This is a genomic window from Bartonella sp. AC10YNML (genome assembly GCF_042196825.1).
In the GTDB taxonomy this organism is placed as follows: Bacteria; Pseudomonadota; Alphaproteobacteria; order Rhizobiales; family Rhizobiaceae; genus Bartonella.
Map to the genome: position 1 here is coordinate 1 of NZ_JBHIRA010000006.1, position 25,192 is coordinate 25,192.

Sequence of the window (25,192 nt, forward strand, 5' to 3'; positions counted from 1 at the left end):
TCGTTTCTTACCCCTATTGTTACCTCCCCTTTCGCGCCAAGAGCAACATTACCCTTGGCATCTATATCGGAAGCAGCAATATGGATATCTTTTCCAGAGAGAACAGTGGTCTCTTTTCCAGAACTTAAATGAGAGCCATTGTGCAAGGCAACATGAGATGTTTCACTCCCATTCTGATTGTCCATACTGTTGCGTGTGGCATCAATCGAAACATTCTTCTCAGCTTGCAAGAGAAGTTTATCCGTTGTTTGAACATCAGAGCCTAAGATATTCAAATCTTTTCCAGATACATAAGTGGGATTGATATACTTTGAAAAATATTTCTTTAAAACAAATGTGTGAATACACAACAACAAATGTATTCCGTTGGGGCGTTCTGTTTTGCATGAGGAGTATAATCCCATAAAAAGAATGCAATAAACAAAAACGTAAGATAATGCGTCATCTTCATTTTCATTATTTAAAAGACATTACTCTAAATGCTTTTGAAAATCGTAAAGCTAAATTAAAAGAAGATGATAAAGTTGGAAACTAGTTTTTCTCTTTGTAACTTTATATTCTTCCCCAATGAGGCTGTATTCCCGTTTCAGAACTTACTCCAACAGATGTAGTACGCTCGTTCTAATCTGGTATATAAAAGTAGACTAAAGTTCGTCACTGGTTATGATCTTTTCCTATTTCTGAGATTAATTAAATACTTTCCACTTAGGCGTAAAATGATAGCCGTGATATAAAATTTTATGTAATCAGTAGCTATAAAATCCATATATACCACCAATTCGCCCTCTATAATATAAAACTTTCTTCTTTACAGTCTTATAGCACAAAATGATACAAATAAAAAATAGAAGATTAAGAGAGATTAAAATAGAGGGCTAATAAAATAAAAGCCCCGTTAAACGAGGCCTTCGTATTTTTTTGTGCTTATAATTTTATTTTTAGGAAATTAGAATTTGTAAGCGACGCCTACACGGAAATCATTGGTTTTGTAATTGAATTCACGTGTATCGTTGGCGAATTTCTTTTTACCAAAATCGGAGTAACGGTATTCTGCACGTAAAAGAACGTTGTCTGTCATTGCAAAATCAACTCCACCACCAATAGTAAAACCAACCATTGTCTTCGTTTCATCAGCCCAAGCACCACCCGTCAAATCTACGCTTTGCTTATTCTCTGCATTAACATTTTTATCCCCGCCAGCATTCTGCTCAACTTTAGCTCTCTCTCCTTTTCCTGCAACTGACTGAATGCCCTGTACCTGCGCATAGGCAATACCACCAGCAACATAAGGCATAATACGGTCAACAGCAGCAAAACCGATACGAACGCGTGTAGCACCAGACCATTTTTCTTTATAACTGTGCTTTTCCGTTACCTTGTCACCTATTTCAAACCGTTGCTGATCTTTTAATTCAACCTTAGCTTTTTCAAGGGCATTATTAAAAAATGCCACATCTTCTTTAGTAAGAGTCAATTCACGGGCTGTTTTTGATTCTTCACGGTCTGCCCAAACTGCATCGGTTTCAACACCGAGAATGAGACCATTTCCAAGATCTACGTTAGATCCGGCATAAATCCCACCCATGAAACCTGAAGGACTAGGTGTGTTATCTTTTTTGACAAGTTCTTTATCTTCTCCTGGAATAGTTACTTTAGTTTTACTCGAAAAGTTACCAACTTGACCACCAAGATAAAAGCCTGTCCAAGAAAACGAAGGGGCTGCTGCGATAACTGCTGGGGTTGTTTCACGAGGGATGATAACATCAGCAGCTTGTGCTGCAGAAGCTGAAATTAAAGCAGCAATAGAAGTTGCTATTAAAGATTTTGTATTCATAATTTTGCTCCTAAATTAACTATAAAACGACCTTACAAGATTATAAATAGAAAAGCTGTAGTAAAAATGTCACAATCATACAAATAAAAATCCCAGAAAACAGCGCTTTTGTAAAAGTCAATATCTTTTGGAAATTTAATTTTTTATTAATACTTTGTATTCATAATTGCACTTTTGATGAAATTAGAACTTGTAAGCGACACCTGCACGAAAGTCATTGGTTGTATAGCCTAGTTTATCCTTTGCAAATTGCTTCTTACGCAAGTCTGAGTAATGGTGCTCTGCACGCAACAGAACATTGTCTGTCATTGCAAAGTCAACACCTAAAGTGAAACTAACCAGTATCTTTGTCTTCATCATGCAAATTAGCAGAAGCGATCACTTGACCAGTATTATCAGCCAGCCTCTTTTTTCACTTCAATTGCGGAAATGCCCTACATTTGCGTATAAGCAATACCATCAGCAAAATAAGGTATTATACGATTAGCAACTACAAAACTAATACGGGCCCATGTTAAACTAGACCATTTTTCTTCTTCAGTAAAAATTATAAACCATTGTATCATCATCGTGAAGCTTTTCTGCATCAGCCAAAGTAACGCTAGCATTTATAAGATTTTGGCTAAGTTTTTATATCTCATACGCCTCAAGATCCTCTAAGTACGTTTTTGTGTTTCCACGGTCATGCCCAGACTGCATCTGTTACAACACCTAAGATGAAGACATTTCCAAGATCAAAGTTAGATCCTGTATAAAAACCGCCAATCAAACCTGAAAGTTTAGGCAATCCATATTTGTATGGAGTTTTCTCTTTTATCTCTAAATAAAATAGATCAACTTGACTTGAAAAGTTGCCAACTTGATCCCCGATATAAAAACCTGTTCAAAAAAAGTAGGAGCAGCAATACCTGTTGGAGCTGCTTCACCAAGGATGATAGAATTAGCAGCTTGTATCGCAAAGCTATAATTATAGTGATAACAGAAATTATGATTAAAGATTTTATATTCGTAAACTTTTCTCCTAATTTATTTAGGAACAAAGTATTATATGACTACAGAAAAACGCTGTAGTCAACATGATACAACCATAGGAAATGAAAGACGAACCAAAGATAAAATCATTTCATAACTTCACTTCGTACAAGAAATTGTAAGTTATAAATGTGCATAAGATATTGATTTTACATCGTGGTTATTGTCTCTCGTTTATGACAATCTTTTTAAGAAAATCCGAATAATATCTTTTAAATCCCTAACAAATATAGGGTATGTGATAATATAGCAATAGAAAAATAACAGAGGCTCCGTCTTCGACAGAGCCTCATAACAATTTATTTTGTCTTCATCATTTCGTTTTTGACGAAATTAGAATTTGTATGCAACACCTACACGGAAGTCATTGGTTCTGAAATTATATTCTTTTTCTTTTGCAAAAAATTTCTTTTTACCATAGTCCGCGTAACGGTATTCTGCACGCAACAGGACATTATCAGTCACTGCAAAATCAAGACCACCACCAATAGTGAAACCAACCATTGTTGCTGTTTCATCAGATGAACCTGAAACAAAAGTTTTATTACCTACCTTCACTTCTCCATAAGCAGCCTCTAGCTGTGTATAGGCAACACCTCCAGCAACATAAGGCATAATGCGGTCAGCAGCAGCAAAACCAATACGTACTCGCGTAGCACCAGCCCATTTCTGTTTAAAACCAACACCTTCTGATACATCCACAATTCCTTGCGCAGCTGTATTTCTAACACTTAAACTCTTTACAATTTCAGTTCCACTAGCTGAAGGAGTTTCAGTTCCACTAGCTGGAGGAGTTTCAGTTCCACTAGCTGGAGGAGTTTCAGTTTTAGAAACTACTCGCACATCCTTTTTGCCAGACCAAATCATATCTGTTTCAACACCTAATATAATGCCATTTCCAAGATCAAAGTTAGATCCTGCATAAAAACCGCCAATAAAACCTGAAAGTTTAGGTGACAAGTCTTTAAAAACTGAAGTATCTTTATCTTTATCTTTTAATTCAACTTTACTTGAAAAACCACCAATCTGACCACCGATATAAAAGCCTGTCCAAGAAAATGAAGGGGCTGCGATGACTGCTGGGGCTGTTTCACGAGGAATGATAACATCAGCAGCTTGTGCTGCAGAAGCCGCTGCCATGGCGATAACAGAAGTTGTTACTAAAGATTTTATATTCATAAACTTTGCTCCTAATTTATTTATGAGCACAGTGCTACAAGATTACAGAAAGAAAAGCTGTAGTAAAAATGATACAGTTACAGAAAATGGAGGGCTTATCCCAGAAAAAAATGCTTCATAGCTTGATTTTGTACGAGAAACCGTAAGCTGTATAATGTAATAACTTATTGATTTTAAATATAATTATTGTTTATTGCTTATGAATAATATTTTTTAAAAAACCTGAAGAATATCTTTTCATATCCACAATAAATTATGTGTTGTGTGATAATATAGCAACAGAAAATAACAGAGGCTCTGTCAAAGACGGAGCCTCTTCGTTATTTAACTTACCATCTGTTAAAATTTGTAAGCAACACCTACACGGAAATCATTGGTTTTGTAAGAAGTCTCATATTTATCATTTGAGAATTTCTTTTTACCAAAATCTGAGTAACGATATTCCGCACGTACAATAATATTATTGGTCATTGCTAAATCAACACCAGCACCAAGGGTGTAACCAACAAGGGTCTTTGTTTCATCAGACAGAGTACCAGAAGCGATTACTTTGTCTGAATCTTTATCTGTTATTGAAATCAACGCACTATCTTGAAGCTGTGTATAAGCGATACCACCAGCAACATAAGGCATAATGCGTTCAGCTGCAAAACCAATACGCACGCGCGTTGCACCAGCCCACTTTTCTTTAAAAGTGAAACTGTGGGTTCGTTTAGCGCCAGGTTTAAGCGCATCTTTACCAATATTAATTGCAGCGTCTTTTAATACCTTGTTAATATAATTGATGTGTTCTGGGGCAATGACATATGTTTTTCCTGTCTTCGTGTCATCTTTATTAGACCACATGATATCTGTATCAACACCTAGAATAAGGCCATTACCAAGATCAACGTTGGAACCTGCGTAAAGACCACCCATGAAACCAGAGAGTTTAGGCAAAAGGTCATCAGGCACTGGAATCTTTTTTCCGTTACTGAGAATATCCATTTTCGTTTTACCCGAAAAACCACCAATCTGGCCCCCAACATAAAAACCTGTCCAAGAAAAAGTTGGAGCAACAATAACGGGAGCAACAGGTGTTGGACTTGGGGGAACAATAACATCTGCTGCTTGTGCTGCTGAAGCTGAAACAAAAGCGAAAGCAGAAGCTGTTATTAACCATTTCATATTCATATTTTCTCTCCATAGCTGAATATTTATTTGAACACACCATTTCATATAGAGCTCCATCTTCAGATATCTGTAGCAAAAATGATACACTTATAAAAAAAACAAAAAGCCAATCAAAGCACCCTTAATTGCTTGATCTGTAATAAATAAGAATTAAACTATGCCACTGCATAAATGATTTTCTCTTGTCACATTTGCTCTCCTTTATAAATTTTGCAAAAAACTGCGTCACAGAACCCTCCGTGTAAAGCATGTACTATGGCTATGAAAGATTGTCTTTTATAGCTCACCTGCACTATTGAAGATGCTCTCATTTATATTAAAATAACGAAAACCATTCCCCTGCACATCACAAAAGAGCAAATGTGTGTGGATAAATAAAACTATTAAAGGCTAAAATGCCACCTATGAATACTCTCAATATCAAAAATAGCGAGAACTGTTAAAATATTGAGAACAGCCAAATGCAACCGTTCTATTTAAATTCATACAAACAACGTTTTTAGCTTCATCGTTCGCATAACAAAATGTGAATAGCTCTTTGATTGTTTTTTCATCATTGTAAAGAATGCTTGTATCGCACAAAACAAGATCTCCACTACCCTATGGACTGCAACAAAATTACATGCAATTTCATCACACATGCTCTTTGTTTTAATTAGGCATTTATTATTTTTTGAAATACTTACGCTTCTGCTTAACTTTCTAGAAAATCTTTTCCAGAGCTTCAGCATTATTTGTAGGCTATCATTTCATACTTCTTTACAAGACTAAATTGAAAAAAATGCCTAAAGACAGACAACCGGTATGATAAACATTAAAACTTATATAGAAATATCCTTAGAGCTGAAAAAATGAGAAATCTTTCTTAAAGTTTTCAAACCACACCTTGCTTTAAAAATCATGAATTTGGCAGAAAAAATATCTGATATTTTGAATCATAGACAAATGAATATTTCATATCTGTAGTCGAAGCATACCATCAAAGATCAAAAGTTTAACATTTTTGTTTTTTCACTTGATTTTGATGAAGTATCCTCTCAAATCCTCTCTGCAAACAGCTTAGTTTCTTGTCGAAAGAATTTTTCTTAGCTCCTTCCCCATGTGATTCACTTAACTAAATGCTCCCTCTGGACAAGCCCTATTCTAAAAACACTCTTATCAAGGAGTTTGATATGCACTGTATAGTCACGCTTAAAATGACAGTATTTACAGCATAATAGCGCAACCCAAAATCCGGAGGCTATATTTATCCAAATCCATGAATTTTGTAACGAGCGATTGCCATTATATAGAGTATTCTTGCACCGAAATCCACTTCCCCATATCTTTTTCAAATAGTACTCTTCCCCCCTCCGTACACAATTATAATACCCTTTGCGAACAACTGCTCCTCCACTTTTCAAATGATAAAAAATATCTCCTCTCTTCAATTCCCGATCATACGTTAGACCTCTTGATGCTGTTTTTTTTACTTTTTAATAACTCATTGGACTTCGTCTAAATAAGTCTGGTCGTCTTCCTTTCCCTAATCCTTTTTTAGGATAATGACCTCTTTTTTTACCAGAATGTAACACAGGGACTAACTTAGCTGTTGTTATGCATTGGTTGTTATTCGTGCAAGAAAGTTCCATTTGAACAACTTCAGAGAAGATCTTGCTCAATTGTTCACTAGAAAAAAGATCTCTAGGAAGAACAATCGTAGATATGTCCTGTATTAACTTTTGAGAAAACAAGAAAGAAGCACCCTGAGCTACAGAGATTGAAGCAAACGTAGCAAAAGTTGTCATAAAATATTTTATGTTCATAAATTTAACCTCGTAGAAATATCCATAATGGATTTTACCTAGTGTCTTCATTGCAAATTTCCAGAAAAAATAGCATGTTTATAGATAAAAAGTGAGAATCCTCAAAAAACAAAGCTTTGAAACATTTTAATTTTAAAATAAATGCAAATTGCCCCACTTTACAAACATAGAAATCACTTGTTTGGCAATGCATAAAAGCACAAAATATCGTCTAGGGAGAATAAAATACACAAATGTCATATCAACATATTGATTTATAATCCCCCCCTATCGAATGAGCGCTCTCAGTATCATAAGATTATCTTATTTTAAATTCGCTCATGATACATTAAGCAAAATTATTCGCTTACATGTCATAAATGAGGTTGATATATGGATAAGACTCTTGAAAAAAGAAGTTTTATCTTATGAGGCCATTTAAACGCAAAAGTTATTATAACATTTTAATTTGGTAAAAGCATATTCCTTGCTAATTTGTTTCTAGGTGTCGTTCTTTGCATTGTTCAGTATAATCATGGTTGTCTTTATATATTAATCATATAACATATTTATTTATAATGATAATATATCGTTATCCAGATTAAATTAGAACTCCGAATACCATAAAAACCCTTTCATTCCAAATCTTCCTCATGTTGAATCAACCAAAACCATTTGTTTGTACATTACAAGTGGGGAAGCCTATGTGGAGTGAAGCTGTACAATAAAGGACTAAAAATGCCTTTTATGAATCGTCTCTAGTGCCAAGGGTTATCGCAAAATTGGGTGTTGGCAAAATGTGTGATAGTAGCAGCTTGTCAACTCTATAAGCGTAAGATGGTAGTGTTCAATAGATTTTATATTGGTATTGGAGGCTTTATCGTTATACCATTCATAAGCGCCCCTGTAAAATGGACTTTGGTGCCGGTTTCTTTAAAAAAGCACATGAATTAGCAACACAAACATATTCCGTTTAGGGCGTTCTGTTTCACACGAAAAACGTAAATCCATTAAAAACATGAGAAACAAAAGCATGAGGCAATGCGTAATCTCTATTATTTAACAGACATTGCTTTAAATACTTTTGAAAGTCGTAAAGCAGAATTAAAAATGATGGTAAAGATGAGAGGATAAAATGCCCATAATGTACAAGCATTTTTCCCTCTCACATCAATAATTAACTCCATTTAAAAGCCAATTTTAAAGTTAGCTATGCGCAAAAATATCAACTTCCGCCCATCCTAAAAGATCAAGCCTAGCTCTCATAGGCAAAAATTGAAAGCATGCCTTGGCAACATTTTCTCGCTCTTCACGTCTTAAACGTTCTTCAAATATAACCTTTAAACGATGCAAATATAACACATCCGACGCAGCATATTCAATTTGTGCCTGCGATAACGTTTCTGCTGCCCAATCGGAAGATTGTTGCTGTTTAGAAATATTCACATTCAGCAATTCATTACAAACTTCTTTTAAGCCATGACGATCCGTATAAGTACGCGTGAGTCTAGAAGCAATTTTTGTACAAAAAACAGCTTCTGGCATAACACCAAATGTATGCGCTAAAATAGCAAGATCAAAACGCCCAAAATGAAATATTTTGGTAACCGCGTTATCTTCAAGAAGCTTGACCAAATTAGGTGCACTCTTTTGTCCTTTAGCAATTTGTATAATATCAGCAGTACCATCTCCGGAAGAAAGCTGCACAACACATAAACGATCACGATGCGGTTGTAAGCCTAAAGTTTCGGTATCAATCGCAATAGCATCAGTTTTATAATTGTCTAAGTTTGGTAAATCACCTTGATGAACACGAATCTCAGCCATTTACCCTCCTATTTGCTAAAGCTGCAAGAATACGCGCCCAAGACCGCTGCCCCTTATGAAACGATTTTAAATTATACTTTTCATTGGGAGAATGAATACGATCATTATATAATGCAAATCCAACCAGAACAGATTCCATATCAAGAATTGACTGAAAATCTCCCACAACCGGAATTGATCCCCCCATAGCGTCGAGTATAGCAGGATTGCTCCATTCTTGCGACAAAGCTTCTTTTGCGGCCTTGATAAAAGGTGAATCATAAGGAATTTGAATTGCAGAAGAACCACCATGCCCCTTAAATTCAACAGTACAATCAGCAGGAATAAGACCGCACACATAATGACGGAAAGCTTGGCGTATTTTCTCTGGATCTTGCTTATGCACTAAACGAAAAGATACTTTCGCATTCGCTTGAGAAGCAATAACTGTTTTTATTCCTTCTCCTTCATAACCACCACTAATCCCGTTAACTTCTGCTGTAGGACGCGCCCATACAAGTTCTAAAATGCTCCGTCCTTTTTCACCAGCAGGAATGGAAAGTCCTATAGGACCAAGAAAATTTTCAGCAGTACAATTCAGGGCATTCCATGATTGCAAAATCTGTGAAGGTGTTTCTTCAACTCCATCATAAAAACCTGGAAGCGTTACACGACCATTGTCATCATGAAGTCCTGCTAAGATTTTTGTTAAAATATGAATAGGGTTAGCAGCTACCCCTCCATAAGCACCAGAGTGCAAATCACGATCGGCTGCTGTAATCGTAACCTCTTCTCCTAAAATACCCCGAAGAGCAATACAAACAGATGGTGTATCGGCATCCCACATTGCTGTATCACAAACCAATGCACAATCAGCCTTAAGTTCATCCCTATTTTCTTTTAAAAAAGGAACAAGAGAAGGAGAACCACTTTCTTCTTCTCCCTCAAATAAAACAGTAACCTTAATGGGAAGTTGCCCCGTTTCTTTCTTAAATGCACGACATGCCTCAACAAAGGTCATGAGCTGACCTTTGTCATCAGAAGCGCCACGAGCACAAATAACTTTTTCTCCATCTTTTTCCTTTAATGAAGGATTAAATGGATCATCTTCCCATAAATTTAATGGATCAACAGGTTGAACATCATAATGTCCATAAAATAACACATGCAGACAATCATCTGAAGGCCCTGGATGATGTCCAACAACCATTGGATGACCTGGTGTATCACGCCGTGAAGCCTCAAAACCTATTGTTTTTAAATCTTCTACCAACCAATCAGCTGCTTTACGACATTCATCCTTATAAGCCAAGTCTGTAGAAATCGATTGGAAACGTAAAAGAGAAAAAAGGCGTTCAAGGCTCTTTCCTATATTCTCATCAAGATGTGTTAATACTTTATTCAACATAAAAAAACCTCTCAAGCCTCGTATATTCGTATAATTGTAAGAACCTGACTTTAAGCCTCTTGTAGGATTTTGCAAGACACCTTATTCATTTTTGACACTGTGAGCAGTAAAAACTTGAACGCCCAGCCTGTAAAATACGTATAATAGGCGTTCCACATTCCAAACATTCCTTGCCTTCTCGTCCATAAACTGAAAAAGCGTGTTGAAAATAACCAAGTGAACCATCTATATGCATATAATCACGTAAAGAAGAGCCACCGGACAAAATGGCTTCAGAAATCACATTGCGTATATTTTGTGCTAAAGAATCTGCAAATTCACGTGCACGTGTCGTTTTTGATGCCAATGTAAATGCACTACGTTGTGGAGATAAACGACTCCGCCAAAGTGCTTCGCAAACATAAATATTCCCAAGACCCGAAACAATAGACTGATCAAGTAAAACGCCCTTGAGAGACATTTTTTTATTAACAAAAGCCTTTTGTAAATAACGACCAGAAAACGAATTACTCATAGGTTCAAGCCCTAGCTTATTTAAAAGCGGATGTTCATAAAGCTTGTCCGTATCGACTAAAAGCATAAACCCAAAGCGACGCACATCATTATAAATAAGATGATAAAATTCACCATCCCTTGTCTGAATATCCATGATAAAATGGTCATGCTTAACCAATTTATTTCTCGTTGAAAAAGCTTTTCTCAAAATGTCATTCTCTATACGCCATGAACCAGACATTCCTAAATGGCTTAAAATCGTTTCATTATGAGAAAGATGAAATAATAAATATTTCGCACGTCGACCAAGTTCTATAATTTTTCTGCCGATAAGGCGCTCAGAAAACACCTCAGGAAAAGGAAAACGCAAATCTCTACGATTAAGTTTGACAGATACTATCTTTGCATCAGTTACAACAGACTCAAGTCCACGACGAACTGTCTCTACTTCAGGAAGCTCAGGCATTACTCTTCTTTAATAATTATACACTTTCCAATCGTATGACTGATAAATTGGCTTCTTCCCCCCCCCTCCTCAAAGAACGAAGACTCCCACAACATCTGGTCTGTAAACAATCAAGTTTCTTGTTGAGTGGCTTTCTCTTGGCTTTCTACTCATGTGAGTCATTTAACTAAAGGCTTTATGGCCAAACCCTGCCTTGAATATATACCACACACTCTAAAATACTTAGCGTATCAATGAGACTTGCATACCACCCCACCTTAAATGACGAAGTTTTACAGCATAACAGAATTAAGTCCATTCACCCTTACGAAATACAGGAACTCTTACACCATCTTGGGTAATGCCATCTATGTCAATTTCACCAGAACCAATCATCCAGTCAATATGAATGACACTTTTATTTCCACCACGTGCTGCAATCTCTTCTGACGTCAATGATGCCCCATCTAAAAAGCATTTGGAATAACACTGCCCTAAAGCAATATGACATGCAGCATTTTCATCAAATAAGGTATTATAAAAAAGGAAGTCACTCTTAGAAATTGGTGAAGAATGGGGCACAAGAGCAACTTCACCTAAGCGACTAGCCCCTTCATCACTTTGCAAAACCTGTTGCAAAACTTCCTGACCTGTTGATGCACGAGCCTCAACAATACGCCCTGCTTCAAAACGCATCTCAATATTATCAATCAGTGCTCCTTGATAAGAAAGAGGCTTTGTTGAGCGAACGAAACCTTCAACCTTATGAGCATGAGGAGTCGTGAAAACTTCTTCTGTCGGAATATTCGGATTGCAAACAACACCATTTTGAGCTGCAGATGCACCACCATGCCATTCATGATCATCTGCCAAACCAACTGTTAAATCGGTACCTGGTCCTGTAAAATGCAAAGCAGAGAAACGCTGCTCATTAAGCCAAGATGACCGTTGTTTCAAAGCTGCATTATGGACACTCCATGCATGCACTGGATCTTCTTCTGTAACACGTGAAGCAGAAAAAATTGCATCAGCTAATTTTTTAATCGCCTCATTAAGTGGTAAAGAAGGAAACATCGCCTCAGCCCATCCTGCTGTTGGATATGCAACAATCGACCAATTCATAGCAAAATTAGATATTTTTTTAAGAGCAGGCTGGTAAGCTAACGAAGTCGCCTTATTCAAACGCGCAACCTTGTCAAAATCTTGATTGGACAAAAGCAAAGGATTATCCCCAACAATCGCTAAACGCGCTGCCCCATTTTCAAAAGCCTTTGCCATTCCCTCATAGAGCCAAGAAGGAGCACAATCAAAACTAGCCGTATGAGCATTTTCAAAACGTGTAAGTGATAACATATCATCACTAAAAATTGGTGTAATGACACCAGCACCAATCTTATAAGCATGATATGCGATACGCCGAACAAAAGGGAGGGCTGAAACTGGAGCAGTTAAAACAAGATCCTGCCCCTCTTGTAAATTCAACCCCACTTTCACTGTAATTTCTGCAAGACGATTAAGCATTTCAGGCGAAATTGTCTCATGAATATCAAAGTACATTACCAATACCCTTTTTTAAATAGAATGCGTTCTTTATGTCGTCATATTATAAATTGTTATTCAATATCTTTTGAATTTACTTTCTCCACGTATAATTATGGATATCATGATCGCTAAAGAGTTCACTTAATTCATAAACTGCAATGGATTGTAAAAACACTTCCTTGGTCGTGCAAAAATTATCGGTTTGTGTACCGTTTTTCTAACATTGCAACAATTGCATTTAACTGATCTGATGAAGGTAACGCCATAATCGGTTTATTTTCTTCTTTCCTAGCTGGGTGTTGAGGCGCATAGGCGGGAATGGGAACTTTATCAAGCTGTACCATCGCAAAAGACGTAGGATGGTCCGTCTTGGACTGTGCTACCTGTGTAGAAGAAGATATACTCTTTTCTGTTCTTATTCCTCTACTTTCTAAACTTTCATCCACAAAGCTTGGCGTATTACCAGAACGTTCTTGGGCAAACGCATAAGCAACATCATAAGGGCGATTATTTGTAGGAATTTGAAGTGACCCATCACGCGATCGTTTTTCATAAAAAGCATTTCCCCCTGCAACATGAACATAGTGCATGTTTTTATACGGAAAAGACAAACCAGCGGTATGAAAAAACTTAGCGTGTTTAACTTTATTATCTCGTTCACCCCGTAAAACGGCATCAGCCGCTTCTCTTACACGAGCAACAGATGCTTTCTCCGTCATAGGACGTGTTAAAACACCAGGAGCAAACTGCTTATATTGACCAACAACACCACAAATCGTCTTAGGATAGGCAGTTGAATTAACACGATTCATAACAACCGTCCCAACGGCAATCATTCCTTCACGGCTTGTGCGATTTGATTCAAAATACATCGCTCGCATAAGGCATTGACGCTCTGTCAATGGATACGTAACCGTTTTTGTCTTATTATTTATTTTTCCAGTATCTAAATGATTTGAAGCACATCCCACAATAACTAACGGCGCTACACAACAGGTAACAAAAACATTCCAACGATTTTTTTTCATCTTATGCAACACATTCCTATAATCTCTAAGCTATTCAAATTTTGAAATGAGCTTTAAATGTATCTCTCAATAAAGTACATAGCTAATTGTTACCACTCAGTAAAACTTTAATACAAGAGGTAATCAAAAAGTATCTATGCAAAATAAAAAATAAAAAACTCTTAATTTACAGATCGATATTGTTATTCTTCACGATTCAATATAGGCCATAATAACCCAGACGTTTCAATTACAATAAAATAACACTATCCACTTCTTCTACATACGAAAAAAATAATACAGATATCCCCTTTGAATATAAAATTTTAACAAAATGATCTGAAAGGAAATTCCCCTAGAAAACTCCCCTCCAGCCACAGTGTGAATGATGGTATCATTCAATATACAAATATGTCAAATCAAGAGTTAGAAATCTGCCATGCTTCTCTGAAAAAACTCTTTGTTACTTCTTTGTGCTTTTCCATAAGATGGTTATCTTATTCTTTCTATAGCTGCACTCTAAGAAAATACTCATATATCTACAAACTTATTTTATACATATAAGAAAAATTTTAATCTATTTTCTTATCACCTACCCCAACTTTATAAGTAAGATCATCGCGAGGACGATCAGAAGACATATGATAACCCGTTATGATATAATGCAACATTTCAGCAATATTGGTAACATGATCACCAATTCGTTCAATGTTTTTTAAACAAAACAGTAAGTGCGTACAAACCGTAATATTGCGCATATCTTCCATCATATACGTCAAAAGTTCACGAAAAAGAGAAGTATACAAAGCATCAATCTTCTCATCACGCTCCCGCACAGCGTCAATACGCTCTAATAAGCGACTCGTATAAGCATTTAACACTTCTTTTAATTGATTGAGCGCTAAAGCTGTAATTGTTTCAAGTCCATGATAAAAGGACGCAGATTGACGTATTTCTGAAAGTGCAACAGTCCTCTTAGCAATGTTTTTGGCCATATCCCCAATCCGCTCAAGATCAGAAGAAATACGAATGGCTCCAATAATTTCACGCAAATCGACAGCCATCGGCTGGCGTTTGCATATAATAGCAACCGCTTTTTCATCAATGTCACGTTCTGCTTCATCTAAAAACACATCATCGGCAATCACTGTCGTTGCAAGTTGAAGATCACTACACACAACCGATGCGACAGAACGTTCAATCATCCTTTCTGCATGGCTCCCCATTTCTGTAATCCTTACTCTTAAATATTTTAGTTCTGCATCATAAGAACGGACAGTATGTTTCATAGACATATCTTACACTCCTCAATTCACCTATCCAAAACGCCCCGTAATATAATCTTGCGTCCGTTGCTCTTTTGGTGAAGTAAAGATCATTTCAGTTGCACCAACTTCTACCAAATGCCCTAAATGAAACATAGCCGTATATTGAGAAACACGTGCGGCCTGTTGCATGGAATGTGTTACAATAACAATTGTATAATTTTGCCGTAACGCATCGATAAGCTCTTCAATCCGTGCTGTCGCAATGGGATCAAGAGCTGAACAAGGCTCATCCATCAAAATAACTTCAGGACTAACCGCAATAGCACGTGCAATACACAAACGCTGTTGTTGTCCCCCTGATAAACTTGTTCCAAGATCATGAAGACGGTCTTTTACTTCTTCAAACAAACCTGCCTGCCTCAAACTCTTTTCAACCACATCATGCAATTCAGAGCGTGTTTTAACCAAACCGTGAATGCGTGGACCATACGCAACATTCTCAAATATAGATTTTGGAAAAGGACTAGGCTTTTGAAAAACCATTCCAACACGAGCACGCAATTCTACAACATCAATCCTCTGATCATAAATATTCTCCCCATCTAAGGTAATAAGACCCGTTATTTTAGCACCTTCAATCGTATCATTCATACGGTTAAAACAACGCAAAAAAGTTGACTTCCCGCATCCTGATGGACCAATCAAAGCAGTCACTTGATGTTCAGGAATATCAAGTGTAATACCATGGAGTGCTTCTTTGTCTCCATAAGAAACCTTCACATCCTGACCACGCATTTTAATCTTCATTACAAAAACTCACCTTACAAAAATCTTATCGAAATTGTTATTTTATTAAAATTACGGGCGGCGTTCAAATCGTCGACGTAAAAAAACCGCAGAAATATTCATGATCGCAAGAAAAATCATTAATACAATAATAGCCCCTGACGTCTTTTCAACAAAAGCGCGCTCTGCTTCACCAGCCCACATAAAAATTTGAACAGGCAACGCTGTTGCTGGATCCATGGGAGTCGTAGGAATATTAACAACAAAAGCAACCATTCCAATCAAAAGCAAAGGCGCAGTTTCACCCAAAGCCTGAGCTACTCCAATAATTGTACCTGTCAAAATACCAGGCGCGGCTAAAGGAATAACATGATGAAAAATCATTTGTGTTTTTGATGCCCCCAACCCTAAAGCTGCTGCACGAATAGAGAGAGGAACAGCACGCAAAGCAGAACGTGTTGCAATAATAATCGTGGGGAGAGTCATGAGCGCTAAAACAAGCCCCCCAACAAAAGAAGCGGAACGTGGTAATCCCAAAAAATTAATAAAAACCGCGAGTCCTAAAAGACCAAAGACAATCGAAGGAACAGCTGCAAGATTATTGATATTAACTTCGATAAAATCTGTAAATTTATTTTTACGTGCATATTCTTCCAAATAAAGAGCCGTTGCTATGCCTATCGGAAGTGAAACCAATAAAACAATGCCTATCATATAAAGAGAACCAATAATCGCAACCCCTAACCCAGCAGTCTCAGGACGACTTGAAGCGCCAAGTGTAAAAAAACCAACATTAAATGTTTTATAAAGCGTACCATCATGCGCTAAACGCTTTATCCATTCTATTTGCCGATTAGAAACTTTACGGTTTTTTTCTGCTACATGCAGATCAATCTGCCCCTTATAAGCAGAATCGATATCCGCAGCTGCCAAAACTTTGATTTTTTGCATTGTGCCAATCAGTCTTGGATTCTTTGTCACCATTTCACGGAGTTGAACACGTACACCACTTGAAAACATACGGCTAACATCCCGCAGGGAGGCTCGATCATTTTGATCGATATCAAGTTTCTTGGCTAACGCATTGCGTACAAGAATTGGATAATTCGCCATTATGAGGACCTGTGGATTTGTTTTATGTTGACCACCTGGATCAATAATCTTTTCATCCAAATAAATCGATAATGTCATTTGACTCTGCAAAAAGGCTGTATAACCTTGACTAATGATAGACCATAAAAGCGCAAATAAAAAAAACAAACCAATAAAAATGGCAATCAAACCATAAGCACGAAAACGACGTTCAGCCCAATACCGACGTTTGAGGCTAATATTGCGACGAGGAAAAAGAATTTTTTCATTCATTCATATTGTTCCCGATATTTACGCACAATATAAAGAGCTAGAATATTCATCAAAAGTGTCATGACAAAGAGTGTCATTCCTAATGCAAAAGCCACCAAAGTTTGTGGAGAGTTAAACTCAAAATCACCAGTCAATTGATTAACAATCTTAACTGTCATCGTCGTCATTGCTTCGAAAGGATTGAGTGTTAAGTTTGCAGCAACACCCGCCGCCAAAACCACAATCATTGTTTCACCAATTGCACGCGATGCTGTCAACAAAATTGCTCCCATAATCCCTGGAAGCGCTGCCGGTATAACGACTTTCTTAATTGTTTCAGATTGTGTTGCTCCTAAACCATAAGAACCTTCACGTAAAATGCGTGGAACAGCTGTTATAACATCATCCGACAAAGAGGAAACAAAAGGAATCAACATAATTCCCATCACAACTCCAGCAGTCAAAACACTTTGCGCCATAATAAAACTAACCCCGTCTGAGAGAGAAGCAGAGAGATCTCGTAAAAATGGTCCTACAACCTTCAAAGCAAAAAAGCCATAAACAATCGTTGGAATGCCAGCAAGAACTTCTAACAATGGCTTCACAATTGCTCGCAATCGCGAAGAAGCATACTCGGCCATATAAAGAGCTGAAAATAATCCTATAGGTACAGCAAAAAGCATGGCAACAAATGCAATATAAAGCGTACCAGCAAGAAGTGGTATTAAACCAAATTGTCCTACTTCACCGCTTGAACCGCTCGCGGAAAAACGCGGATCCCAAACCGTTCCTAAAAAGAAATTTGAAAAAGATACAGACTGAAAAAAGCTTATTGTCTGAAAAAACATAGAAAGTGCAATGGCTATTGTCGTCAAGATAGCAACGATAGAAGCACAAACCAGTCCAATAATAATCAAAGATTCAACCTTATTACGCGCACGCTGATGAGGAGCAATTTGCATTATTCCACAGATAAAACCAAAGAATGCAATAGCAAAAAGGAAACCATAACCAATGAACTGAAGCTTTTCAGAAGAAAATACCCATGACTGTGCCATTGTGTACACATCATCCGATACTTCATCAGGTAAAATAAATCCCTTCGCGAATAATTGTGCCTGCACTGTCTTATAGGAAGCGGTAGAAAGATCCCCTTCAAAGTGATGAAGCATTTTGGCAAGACTTCGAAGAGTCTCCCAAAGTAAATCATGATTTACAGGCTCTGTTATATGCGCACTATATGCCTCAAGCTCTTGAGAGGCATTATATTCTAAATAAATTGTACTCCCAGAATCCCAAAAAATTAAAAAAATAAAAGCTGGAATAACAGTAATCAAAAATGTCCACCAGCCATAATAATACGCACGAGAATGCATTTTATGTCGTCTGTATTCAAGAAAGCGTGCACGCATATAAGAAATACAAAAGCCACAAAATCCAAGAATTAATAACAGCAAAATAATGAAGGAAATGCGCATTTTATCTTTCAGTTTTTATAAAAAAATAGCACCCAAATTTCCTACCCCAGAAATCCAACAAATTTTCCCTGCAAATTATTTCAATGTCATTACTCGACCAGCAGAAAAATCAAAACGCTGTGCTTGACGTTCCTTTTCAGGAGAAACAATCAAACCATATTCAGCCAAAGGACCCTCTGGACCAATCATTTGATCAGAAAGAAAAAAATCAACATACTCTCGCAAACCTGAAACAATACCTAAATGTGCTTTCTTAATATAGAAAAAAAGTGGACGAGAAACTGGATATTGTCCACTAGAAATCGTCTCAACTGTTGGCGCAAAACCGTTAATATCAGCAACCTTTAGCCTATCAGCATTATTTTGATAAAAAGACAAACCAAAAATACCAACCCCTGTTTTATTAGAAGTTAGACGCGCAAATGTTTCAGAATAATCACCATCAATATCAACCGCTTTTCCATCCTTACGTACCGCAATACAAGCAGTGTGTATCTCCTTATCATCCATTCCTAAAGACTTCATCACCTCAACTGCCCCACTCTCTTTACACCCCTCAATAAGTAATTTTTCCTCAAAAACTTCACGTGTCCCATGCTTCTCTCCAGGAATATACGCTGCTATCGTCCAATCAGGAAGAGCACTATTAACTGTACTCCATTTCAAAAAATTATTCGGTTGCAATTTTCCGTCTATAATAATTCGAGCAGCAAGGGCTTTATAAACATCTACTGGCTGTAATTTCCAATCAGGCCCCTTAATATCTGTTGCAAAAACAATGCCATCATACCCAATACGTATTTCCTCAACATCTTTTACACCAGCATCAAAACAAGACTGTAATTCACTCGATTTCATTGCTCGCGAAGCATTAACAATATCAACAGTGTTCTCCCCAATACCACGGCAGAACTCCTTAATACCAGCTCCTGTTCCACCCGATTCGATAACAGGAACCTTAAAATGGGGATAAATTTCTCCAAATGTCTCAGCAACAATCTTTTGATAAGGTAAAACTGTAGATGAACCAGTAATCTGTATTTGATCGCGTGCATTGCCTCCATTTGCTGACAGCAGTAGCGCAAAAATCAATCCCACTCCAATTGATAATACTCTGCTCATCTATAAACTCCCTAAAAATTGAGGACAAAGCCTCTTAATTCATATCATACGGTCATTGTAGTTCACATTTGCACCATAACAAATATAAAAAACAATATGGATCACTTTTTTAAAACCATGTTTTTATCTTCTGTCAAATAAATTCATTTGAACGCTTGAACTCAATAACATCCCAAAACAAATGAGCAACATCTGTACCGCAGAAGCGTTTAATTTCACGAATTCCCGTAGGAGACGTCACATTGATTTCTGTTATATAATCTCCAATCACATCAATCCCCACAAAAAGAAGACCTCGTTCCTTTAAGGCTGGACCAATGCGTTCACAAATCTCATAATCACGTTTTGTTAACTCAACATTTTCCGCGCGACCTCCAACATGCATATTAGAGCGCACATCTGTTTCTGTCGGAATTCGATTAATAGCTCCAACAGGTGCACCATCAAGCAAAATAATCCTTTTATCTCCTTTTCGTACTACCTCTAAATAGCGCTGAACAATAAAAGGTTCGTGATAAATTTCTGCAAACATTTCCAACAATGATGCTAAATTGCGATCATCTTGTTTTAAATAAAAAACACCAGCGCCCCCATTCCCATAAAGTGGTTTAACAATAATATCGCCAAATGTCTTTCTAAAAGCTGTTATTTCTTCAATATCTTTGGTAATTAGTGTTTCTGGCATCAAATCGGAAAATTCAGTAACAAAAATTTTTTCTGGACTGTTGCGTACCCATGCCGGATCATTCACAACAAGTGTTTTAGGATGAATACGTTCTAACAAATGAGTCGTGGTGATATAATTGAGATCAAAAGGGGGATCTTGGCGTAAAAGAACCACATCCATATCTGTTAATTCTGTGCGAACAGGCTTTTCTAATTGATAGTGGCTTCCCTCTTTATCATGTACAATCAATGGCTCTAGTCGTGCAATCACACAACCATCGCACAGAGATAAACGATCTGGTGTATAATGGAAGAGAGAATGTCCACGTTCTTGTGCTGCTAAAGCGAGTGCAAATGTCGTATCTCCTTGAATCCGAACTGTTGAAATATGATCCATCTGAATGGCAATTTTCATAAATAAATCCTCCCTATCCTAAAAGCAGACTGGTCTATGCATCATAAACTTAGTAAACAATAAAAGAACTATGACAAGAGAAAATTTATGACACAAGAAACAGATACAAAATTAAGCAACGAAGAAATCGAACGCTATGCACGCCACATCATTTTGCCTGAGATTGGTGGTGCAGGGCAACAAAAGCTAAAAAAAGCACGTGTCCTTGTTGTGGGCGCTGGTGGTCTCGGTGCTCCTGTCTTAACCTATTTGGCTGCCGCAGGTGTTGGAACCCTTGGAATTATCGATAATGACATTGTTTCACTTTCCAATTTACAACGCCAAGTTATTCATAAAACAAGTGCAATGAACAAAAGCAAAACAGACAGTGCTGAAACCACTATAAAAGCAATAAATCCCCATGTTGTAGTTGAAAAACACACCCTACGCTTAGATAACAGTAATGTGGATAAACTGCTCAATGCTTACCACATCATTGTTGATGGAAGTGATAATTTTACGACACGCTATCTTCTTGCTGATCACGCTGCCCAATGTAAAAAACCTTTAATAAGTGGTGCTGTAGAACGTTTTAATGGCTCATTAACCGTCCTTATGCCATATAAAGACAATAATCCTCACTATCGCGATTTATTTCCCACGCCTCCTGCTCCCGATACTATTCCAACATGCGCTGAAGCTGGAATTATCGGTGTTTTACCCGGTGTTATTGGGACCCTACAAGCAATGGAAGTTATTAAAATGATCACAAACATCGGAGAGCCATTAGTAGGAAAGATTCTTCTCTATAATGGATTATTAGCACAATTTAATATTATTACTTATAAACGCTCAAATTATAAAGAAAATGCCATAGTTATTAAGAAGCTTGGAGAATCTTGATGATGTTCTCTCTTCCACTAACTTTTAGCACTCTCGCAATATGTATTGAAATACTAATATTTTATCGTAAGTCATCGAAACATTGTAACCAATGAAACCTATTAAATTTATCACAAATATGGAAAACCTTTTGTGAAAAAATAATTCTCTATAATGGATTATCATCATAATTTCATGTCATCGTCTATAAATAGACAGAGACTCGTGCAAACTTAGCTCCCATCAGTATTCTTGTGTAAAAAATTTTCAACGTAGATAAAAATACAATCAACGGAACTCTATTCAACTATTTTACTAGTCACACATAAAAATTGTTTCACATGAAAGTGCTCACTTCAAACCATAACCTATAAATAATCTAAGTCATATTTTAGTGATCGGTACTATAAAAGGTCAATGATCTGTCCACACACTTCTAACCTTAAGAGAAAACGTCTATTCATCAAGCATCATAAAATGCAGCTTAGGATTATTGCACGTATAAGAACAATCAATTGTCTCAGTTCATAAGAAAAATACATGGGAATTGATGTGTATAGAAGGATTAAGATAAACCTCATGGAGAGCTTTAATTACATAATTATTACATTCAGAAGCAGAAAGCTGCGGCTCATGAATTGATAATCCTTCAGCAATAATTTCACAGACAAGTATATGTAGAAAAAGTGAAGCACACAAATCTTGAAAACCAATTCACAGACGACAGTGTAAAAAGTGCATTTTTATAAAAGATCTCTTTAAAATAAGCGAGTAAATATGCAATGTTAAATGTGTTCTGTTTTGCGTGAGGGGCGTTCCCCCTAACAAAACATCAATAAGAGCTCTTTTTATAAAACTGTGAAACTAAAATTACAAAAAAATCAGACTTCTTTCTAAAATTAACATCTATGGTATAAGTTAATTTGGCTCGTTCGCTTTATTATTATCCATTGGTAAAGGAACAGGATGATCGGATAAACTGCGTAAATAAAGCAAAAGATCAGCACGATCTTGGTCATTTTTAATTCCACGAAAAGACATAATAGTCCCAGGAAAAGCTTCACGCGGAGAACGCAGATAACGATCTAACGTTACAAAATCCCATTTTTGATCAGAGTGCGCACGCAATGCCCGTGAATAAGCAAAACCTGCTGCTGATGCCAAAGGGCGGTCAACAATCTCCCAGAGAACTGGACCAACACGCCCTGCTTCATTGCGTCCAGAAGTATGGCATATGGCACATTGGCGAAAAATTTTACGGCCATTTTCAAAATTGCCTTGTTGAAGTCGGCTATTTAGTGATAGGGAAACATCAGGTGCTTTTTGTTTTTCTTTAAATATATCGTTCTTGGTAACTGTATGATAATATTGAACTGATGTAGGATGATCATAAACTATATTGCTGAGTGTGGAAATTCCCACAACAATGACCAACACACATAAACAAGCAAAAACAAAATAGATAACTCTCCAGCGATTCATAAAAACTCAAATGTTCATGGTTTCATTACCATTTTTAGTATAAGCTTTTTCTTTATAACACACAACATCCTAAATGCATCACAGACGACGTTTGGAATCTTGCAATGGCTCTTGAACCAATTATTCTTATCCCTGCCCGTATGGGCTCAACCCGTCTACCTCAAAAAGCTCTCGCTGAAATCGCTGGAAAGCCGATGATTGTTCATGTCGCAGAACAAGCAAAAAAAGCCGCATTAGGTCGAACCATCGTTGCAACAGATCATAATGATATCGCTAAAGCTGTTGCAGATTATGGGCATGAATATATCATAACACGAGGTGATCATAAGTCTGGATCTGATCGTATTTATGAAGCTTTAGTACGCATTGATCCTGAACAACGCTACAACGCCATTTTAAATATACAAGGTGACCTACCAACAATCATGCCTCGTGAAATCATTCGTGCACTACGCCCTTTAGAAAATAGCTTTACTGATATTGCAACCTTGGGTGCTCAAATCATTGAAGAAAATGAAACAAGAGATCCCAATGTTGTCAAGATCATTGGGACACCGCTTTCTCAAAATCGCCTTCGTGCTCTTTATTTTACTCGCGCCACAGCACCCTATGGAGATGGTCCTCTTTATCACCATATTGGAATATACGCCTATAGGCGCGAAGCACTTGAAAAATTTGTATCATTCAAACCCTCACCACTTGAGAAACGTGAAAAACTTGAACAATTACGTGCATTAGAAAACAATATGCGTATTGATGTGGAAATAGTCGATACAATTCCCTTAGGTGTAGACACACAACATGATCTCGATAGAGCTTGTGAGATTTTAGCATGAAAATACTTAAAAAAACCAATAAAATTTCTTTCCAAGGAGAATACGGCGCTAATTCCCATATTGCTTGCTCCAATATGTTCCCCAATATGGATGCTGTTCCCTCTGCTACTTTCGAAGACGCTCTTAATTTAGTGGAAAGCGGGAAAGCTGATCTTGCTATGATCCCTATTGAAAATACTCTTGCAGGGCGCGTTGCAGACATTCATCATCTTTTACCGCAGTCGTCTCTTTATATTATTGATGAATATTTTTTACCTATCCATTTTCAACTCATGGTTTTGCCCGGCGTTACATATGACGAAATTAAAACCGTCCACAGCCATACGCATGCCCTTGCACAATGCCGAAAAATCATACGAAACAACGGTTGGAAACCTGTTGTTTCTGCTGACACCGCTGGAGCTGCAAAATTTATTAAAAAAAATGCTAAACGTTCACAGGCTGCCTTAGCACCTTTAATCGCAGCAGAACTCTATGGACTTGATATTCTTGAAAGAAATGTTGAAGATAACCCTCATAATATTACCCGTTTTGTCATCCTTTCACGCTCCAAACGACATGTCCCCAAACCTCAAAATGGCGAAAAAATCATCACCAGTCTTCTTTTTCGAGTGCGCAATGTCCCCGCTGCTCTCTATAAAGCTATGGGAGGATTTGCAACGAATGGTATCAATATGACAAAATTAGAAAGCTATCAAATTGGTGGAAATTTCAATGCAACACAATTCTTTGTTGATATTGAAGGACATCCTGAAGACCCGATGATGAAACTTGCCTTAGAAGAATTATCTTTCTTTTCTGCAGAACTGCGTATTATCGGTACTTATCCAGCACAAAACGATCGAACATCGTATATATAAAAGCAATTAAGCTGCTATCATTTTTTGTTGATATCAAAAAGCATCGTAAAAATTTCATAATGCAACGCATCTTGAAAGGGCTCGTTTTTTTCTACTCAACACCCTTTATAAACACTGAAGAAGAAAAAACAGCTCGTAACAGAATATATAAATTATTTTCATAATATTTTCTCACAAATTATATCACGATAAACCGCAATTCAACTCGTATAAAAACCAGTGTAAAAAATACAGTAACCAAAAATAAAAACGCTTGTACCATCTATTTTCCTTTATATATTCAAAGAGAGACTCTTGAGAAAAGTCATTTCCTCTGACAATATTCCAATAAAGATAACGAACTTCTAAATTCGCTCTCAAAACAATTAA

21 protein-coding genes and 1 pseudogene are annotated in these 25,192 nt (G+C 37.0%); 3 read left to right on the forward strand and 19 right to left on the reverse strand.

Annotation, left to right across the window (positions count from 1 at the left end; genetic code table 11):
* The 18 genes and pseudogenes from ACFINA_RS04405 to gshB form a co-directional block, all read right to left on the reverse strand.
* Nucleotides 1–296, reverse strand: a pseudogene (locus tag ACFINA_RS04405) (hemagglutinin repeat-containing protein); the annotation flags it as partial.
* Nucleotides 297–946: 650 nt separating this feature from the next.
* The gene (locus tag ACFINA_RS04410; protein WP_375610524.1) at nucleotides 947–1,834 is read right to left on the reverse strand and encodes an outer membrane protein; all 888 of its coding nucleotides are present in this window, start codon (nucleotides 1,832–1,834) and stop codon (nucleotides 947–949) included.
* 183 nt (nucleotides 1,835–2,017) lie between these two features.
* Nucleotides 2,018–2,143, reverse strand: coding sequence for a hypothetical protein (locus ACFINA_RS04415; RefSeq protein ID WP_375614561.1), 126 nt, complete (start codon nucleotides 2,141–2,143; stop codon nucleotides 2,018–2,020).
* A gap of 125 nt (nucleotides 2,144–2,268) precedes the next feature.
* The gene (locus ACFINA_RS04420; protein WP_375614562.1) at nucleotides 2,269–2,403 is read right to left on the reverse strand and encodes a hypothetical protein; all 135 of its coding nucleotides are present in this window, start codon (nucleotides 2,401–2,403) and stop codon (nucleotides 2,269–2,271) included.
* A 796-nt stretch (nucleotides 2,404–3,199) separates the two neighbouring features.
* Entirely contained in the window at nucleotides 3,200–4,045 is an 846-nt protein-coding gene (locus ACFINA_RS04425; RefSeq protein ID WP_375615143.1) for a porin, read from the reverse strand.
* A gap of 339 nt (nucleotides 4,046–4,384) precedes the next feature.
* The gene (locus ACFINA_RS04430) at nucleotides 4,385–5,218 is read right to left on the reverse strand and encodes an outer membrane protein (RefSeq protein ID WP_375606825.1); all 834 of its coding nucleotides are present in this window, start codon (nucleotides 5,216–5,218) and stop codon (nucleotides 4,385–4,387) included.
* Between the two features lie 1,475 nt (nucleotides 5,219–6,693).
* The gene (locus tag ACFINA_RS04435) at nucleotides 6,694–7,023 is read right to left on the reverse strand and encodes a hypothetical protein (RefSeq protein ID WP_375606814.1); all 330 of its coding nucleotides are present in this window, start codon (nucleotides 7,021–7,023) and stop codon (nucleotides 6,694–6,696) included.
* 1,185 nt (nucleotides 7,024–8,208) lie between these two features.
* Nucleotides 8,209–8,829 carry a ribonuclease D gene (locus ACFINA_RS04440; protein ID WP_375606813.1) on the reverse strand — a complete coding sequence of 207 codons (621 nt, stop codon included), beginning with the start codon at nucleotides 8,827–8,829 and terminating at the stop codon, nucleotides 8,209–8,211.
* Nucleotides 8,822–10,216 carry a M20/M25/M40 family metallo-hydrolase gene (locus ACFINA_RS04445; RefSeq protein ID WP_375608048.1) on the reverse strand — a complete coding sequence of 465 codons (1,395 nt, stop codon included), beginning with the start codon at nucleotides 10,214–10,216 and terminating at the stop codon, nucleotides 8,822–8,824. Before ACFINA_RS04445 ends, ACFINA_RS04440 begins: the two co-directional genes overlap by 8 nt.
* An 85-nt stretch (nucleotides 10,217–10,301) precedes the next feature.
* On the reverse strand, nucleotides 10,302–11,177 hold the full coding sequence (gene mutM, locus ACFINA_RS04450) for a bifunctional DNA-formamidopyrimidine glycosylase/DNA-(apurinic or apyrimidinic site) lyase (RefSeq protein WP_375615144.1): 876 nt from the start codon (nucleotides 11,175–11,177) through the stop codon (nucleotides 10,302–10,304).
* 288 nt (nucleotides 11,178–11,465) lie between these two features.
* On the reverse strand, nucleotides 11,466–12,713 hold the full coding sequence (locus ACFINA_RS04455) for an aminopeptidase (protein ID WP_375615145.1): 1,248 nt from the start codon (nucleotides 12,711–12,713) through the stop codon (nucleotides 11,466–11,468).
* 179 nt (nucleotides 12,714–12,892) lie between these two features.
* Nucleotides 12,893–13,726, reverse strand: coding sequence for a cell wall hydrolase (locus tag ACFINA_RS04460; RefSeq protein ID WP_375615146.1), 834 nt, complete (start codon nucleotides 13,724–13,726; stop codon nucleotides 12,893–12,895).
* Between the two features lie 551 nt (nucleotides 13,727–14,277).
* Nucleotides 14,278–15,000, reverse strand: a complete 723-nt coding sequence (gene phoU, locus ACFINA_RS04465; RefSeq protein ID WP_375615147.1) for a phosphate signaling complex protein PhoU — start codon at nucleotides 14,998–15,000, stop codon at nucleotides 14,278–14,280.
* Between the two features lie 21 nt (nucleotides 15,001–15,021).
* The gene (pstB, locus tag ACFINA_RS04470) at nucleotides 15,022–15,780 is read right to left on the reverse strand and encodes a phosphate ABC transporter ATP-binding protein PstB (RefSeq protein ID WP_139412809.1); all 759 of its coding nucleotides are present in this window, start codon (nucleotides 15,778–15,780) and stop codon (nucleotides 15,022–15,024) included.
* 51 nt (nucleotides 15,781–15,831) lie between these two features.
* Entirely contained in the window at nucleotides 15,832–17,124 is a 1,293-nt protein-coding gene (gene pstA, locus ACFINA_RS04475; protein WP_375615148.1) for a phosphate ABC transporter permease PstA, read from the reverse strand.
* A complete protein-coding gene (gene pstC / locus ACFINA_RS04480; protein WP_375606806.1) occupies nucleotides 17,121–18,581 on the reverse strand; it encodes a phosphate ABC transporter permease subunit PstC in 1,461 nt (486 codons plus the stop codon). The genes pstA and pstC overlap by 4 nt, the downstream gene beginning before the upstream one ends.
* A 75-nt stretch (nucleotides 18,582–18,656) precedes the next feature.
* Nucleotides 18,657–19,703 (reverse strand): substrate-binding domain-containing protein, encoded by a 1,047-nt coding sequence (locus ACFINA_RS04485; RefSeq protein WP_375615149.1) that lies wholly within the window; start codon nucleotides 19,701–19,703, stop codon nucleotides 18,657–18,659.
* Between the two features lie 133 nt (nucleotides 19,704–19,836).
* Complete coding sequence (gshB, locus tag ACFINA_RS04490) at nucleotides 19,837–20,784, reverse strand: glutathione synthase (RefSeq protein WP_375608046.1); 948 nt, start codon at nucleotides 20,782–20,784, stop codon at nucleotides 19,837–19,839.
* A gap of 87 nt (nucleotides 20,785–20,871) precedes the next feature.
* On the opposite strand from gshB, the gene ACFINA_RS04495 reads away from it, so the two are divergent.
* Nucleotides 20,872–21,666, forward strand: a complete 795-nt coding sequence (locus ACFINA_RS04495; RefSeq protein ID WP_375608045.1) for a molybdopterin-synthase adenylyltransferase MoeB — start codon at nucleotides 20,872–20,874, stop codon at nucleotides 21,664–21,666.
* Between the two features lie 897 nt (nucleotides 21,667–22,563).
* Here the strand turns inward: ACFINA_RS04495 and ACFINA_RS04500 are convergent.
* The gene (locus tag ACFINA_RS04500; RefSeq protein WP_375606802.1) at nucleotides 22,564–23,127 is read right to left on the reverse strand and encodes a c-type cytochrome; all 564 of its coding nucleotides are present in this window, start codon (nucleotides 23,125–23,127) and stop codon (nucleotides 22,564–22,566) included.
* Between the two features lie 104 nt (nucleotides 23,128–23,231).
* On the opposite strand from ACFINA_RS04500, the gene ACFINA_RS04505 reads away from it, so the two are divergent.
* Nucleotides 23,232–23,963, forward strand: coding sequence for a 3-deoxy-manno-octulosonate cytidylyltransferase (locus tag ACFINA_RS04505; protein WP_375615150.1), 732 nt, complete (start codon nucleotides 23,232–23,234; stop codon nucleotides 23,961–23,963).
* A complete protein-coding gene (locus ACFINA_RS04510; RefSeq protein ID WP_375606800.1) occupies nucleotides 23,960–24,823 on the forward strand; it encodes a prephenate dehydratase in 864 nt (287 codons plus the stop codon). The genes ACFINA_RS04505 and ACFINA_RS04510 overlap by 4 nt, the downstream gene beginning before the upstream one ends.
* Nucleotides 24,824–25,192 lie beyond the last annotated feature (369 nt).

Bases quoted from the DNA above. Each gene is read 5' to 3' on its own strand.
- ACFINA_RS04410 (WP_375610524.1), bottom strand. From the start codon at position 1,834: ATGAATACAAAATCTTTAATAGCAACTTCTATTGCTGCTTTAATTTCA.
- ACFINA_RS04415 (WP_375614561.1), bottom strand. From the start codon at position 2,143: ATGACAGACAATGTTCTGTTGCGTGCAGAGCACCATTACTCAGACTTG.
- ACFINA_RS04420 (WP_375614562.1), bottom strand. From the start codon at position 2,403: ATGATGATACAATGGTTTATAATTTTTACTGAAGAAGAAAAATGGTCT.
- ACFINA_RS04425 (WP_375615143.1), bottom strand. From the start codon at position 4,045: ATGAATATAAAATCTTTAGTAACAACTTCTGTTATCGCCATGGCAGCG.
- ACFINA_RS04430 (WP_375606825.1), bottom strand. From the start codon at position 5,218: ATGAATATGAAATGGTTAATAACAGCTTCTGCTTTCGCTTTTGTTTCA.
- ACFINA_RS04435 (WP_375606814.1), bottom strand. From the start codon at position 7,023: ATGAACATAAAATATTTTATGACAACTTTTGCTACGTTTGCTTCAATC.
- ACFINA_RS04440 (WP_375606813.1), bottom strand. From the start codon at position 8,829: ATGGCTGAGATTCGTGTTCATCAAGGTGATTTACCAAACTTAGACAAT.
- ACFINA_RS04445 (WP_375608048.1), bottom strand. From the start codon at position 10,216: ATGTTGAATAAAGTATTAACACATCTTGATGAGAATATAGGAAAGAGC.
- mutM (WP_375615144.1), bottom strand. From the start codon at position 11,177: ATGCCTGAGCTTCCTGAAGTAGAGACAGTTCGTCGTGGACTTGAGTCT.
- ACFINA_RS04455 (WP_375615145.1), bottom strand. From the start codon at position 12,713: ATGTACTTTGATATTCATGAGACAATTTCGCCTGAAATGCTTAATCGT.
- ACFINA_RS04460 (WP_375615146.1), bottom strand. From the start codon at position 13,726: ATGAAAAAAAATCGTTGGAATGTTTTTGTTACCTGTTGTGTAGCGCCG.
- phoU (WP_375615147.1), bottom strand. From the start codon at position 15,000: ATGTCTATGAAACATACTGTCCGTTCTTATGATGCAGAACTAAAATAT.
- pstB (WP_139412809.1), bottom strand. From the start codon at position 15,780: ATGAAGATTAAAATGCGTGGTCAGGATGTGAAGGTTTCTTATGGAGAC.
- pstA (WP_375615148.1), bottom strand. From the start codon at position 17,124: ATGAATGAAAAAATTCTTTTTCCTCGTCGCAATATTAGCCTCAAACGT.
- pstC (WP_375606806.1), bottom strand. From the start codon at position 18,581: ATGCGCATTTCCTTCATTATTTTGCTGTTATTAATTCTTGGATTTTGT.
- ACFINA_RS04485 (WP_375615149.1), bottom strand. From the start codon at position 19,703: ATGAGCAGAGTATTATCAATTGGAGTGGGATTGATTTTTGCGCTACTG.
- gshB (WP_375608046.1), bottom strand. From the start codon at position 20,784: ATGAAAATTGCCATTCAGATGGATCATATTTCAACAGTTCGGATTCAA.
- ACFINA_RS04495 (WP_375608045.1), top strand. From the start codon at position 20,872: ATGACACAAGAAACAGATACAAAATTAAGCAACGAAGAAATCGAACGC.
- ACFINA_RS04500 (WP_375606802.1), bottom strand. From the start codon at position 23,127: ATGAATCGCTGGAGAGTTATCTATTTTGTTTTTGCTTGTTTATGTGTG.
- ACFINA_RS04505 (WP_375615150.1), top strand. From the start codon at position 23,232: ATGGCTCTTGAACCAATTATTCTTATCCCTGCCCGTATGGGCTCAACC.
- ACFINA_RS04510 (WP_375606800.1), top strand. From the start codon at position 23,960: ATGAAAATACTTAAAAAAACCAATAAAATTTCTTTCCAAGGAGAATAC.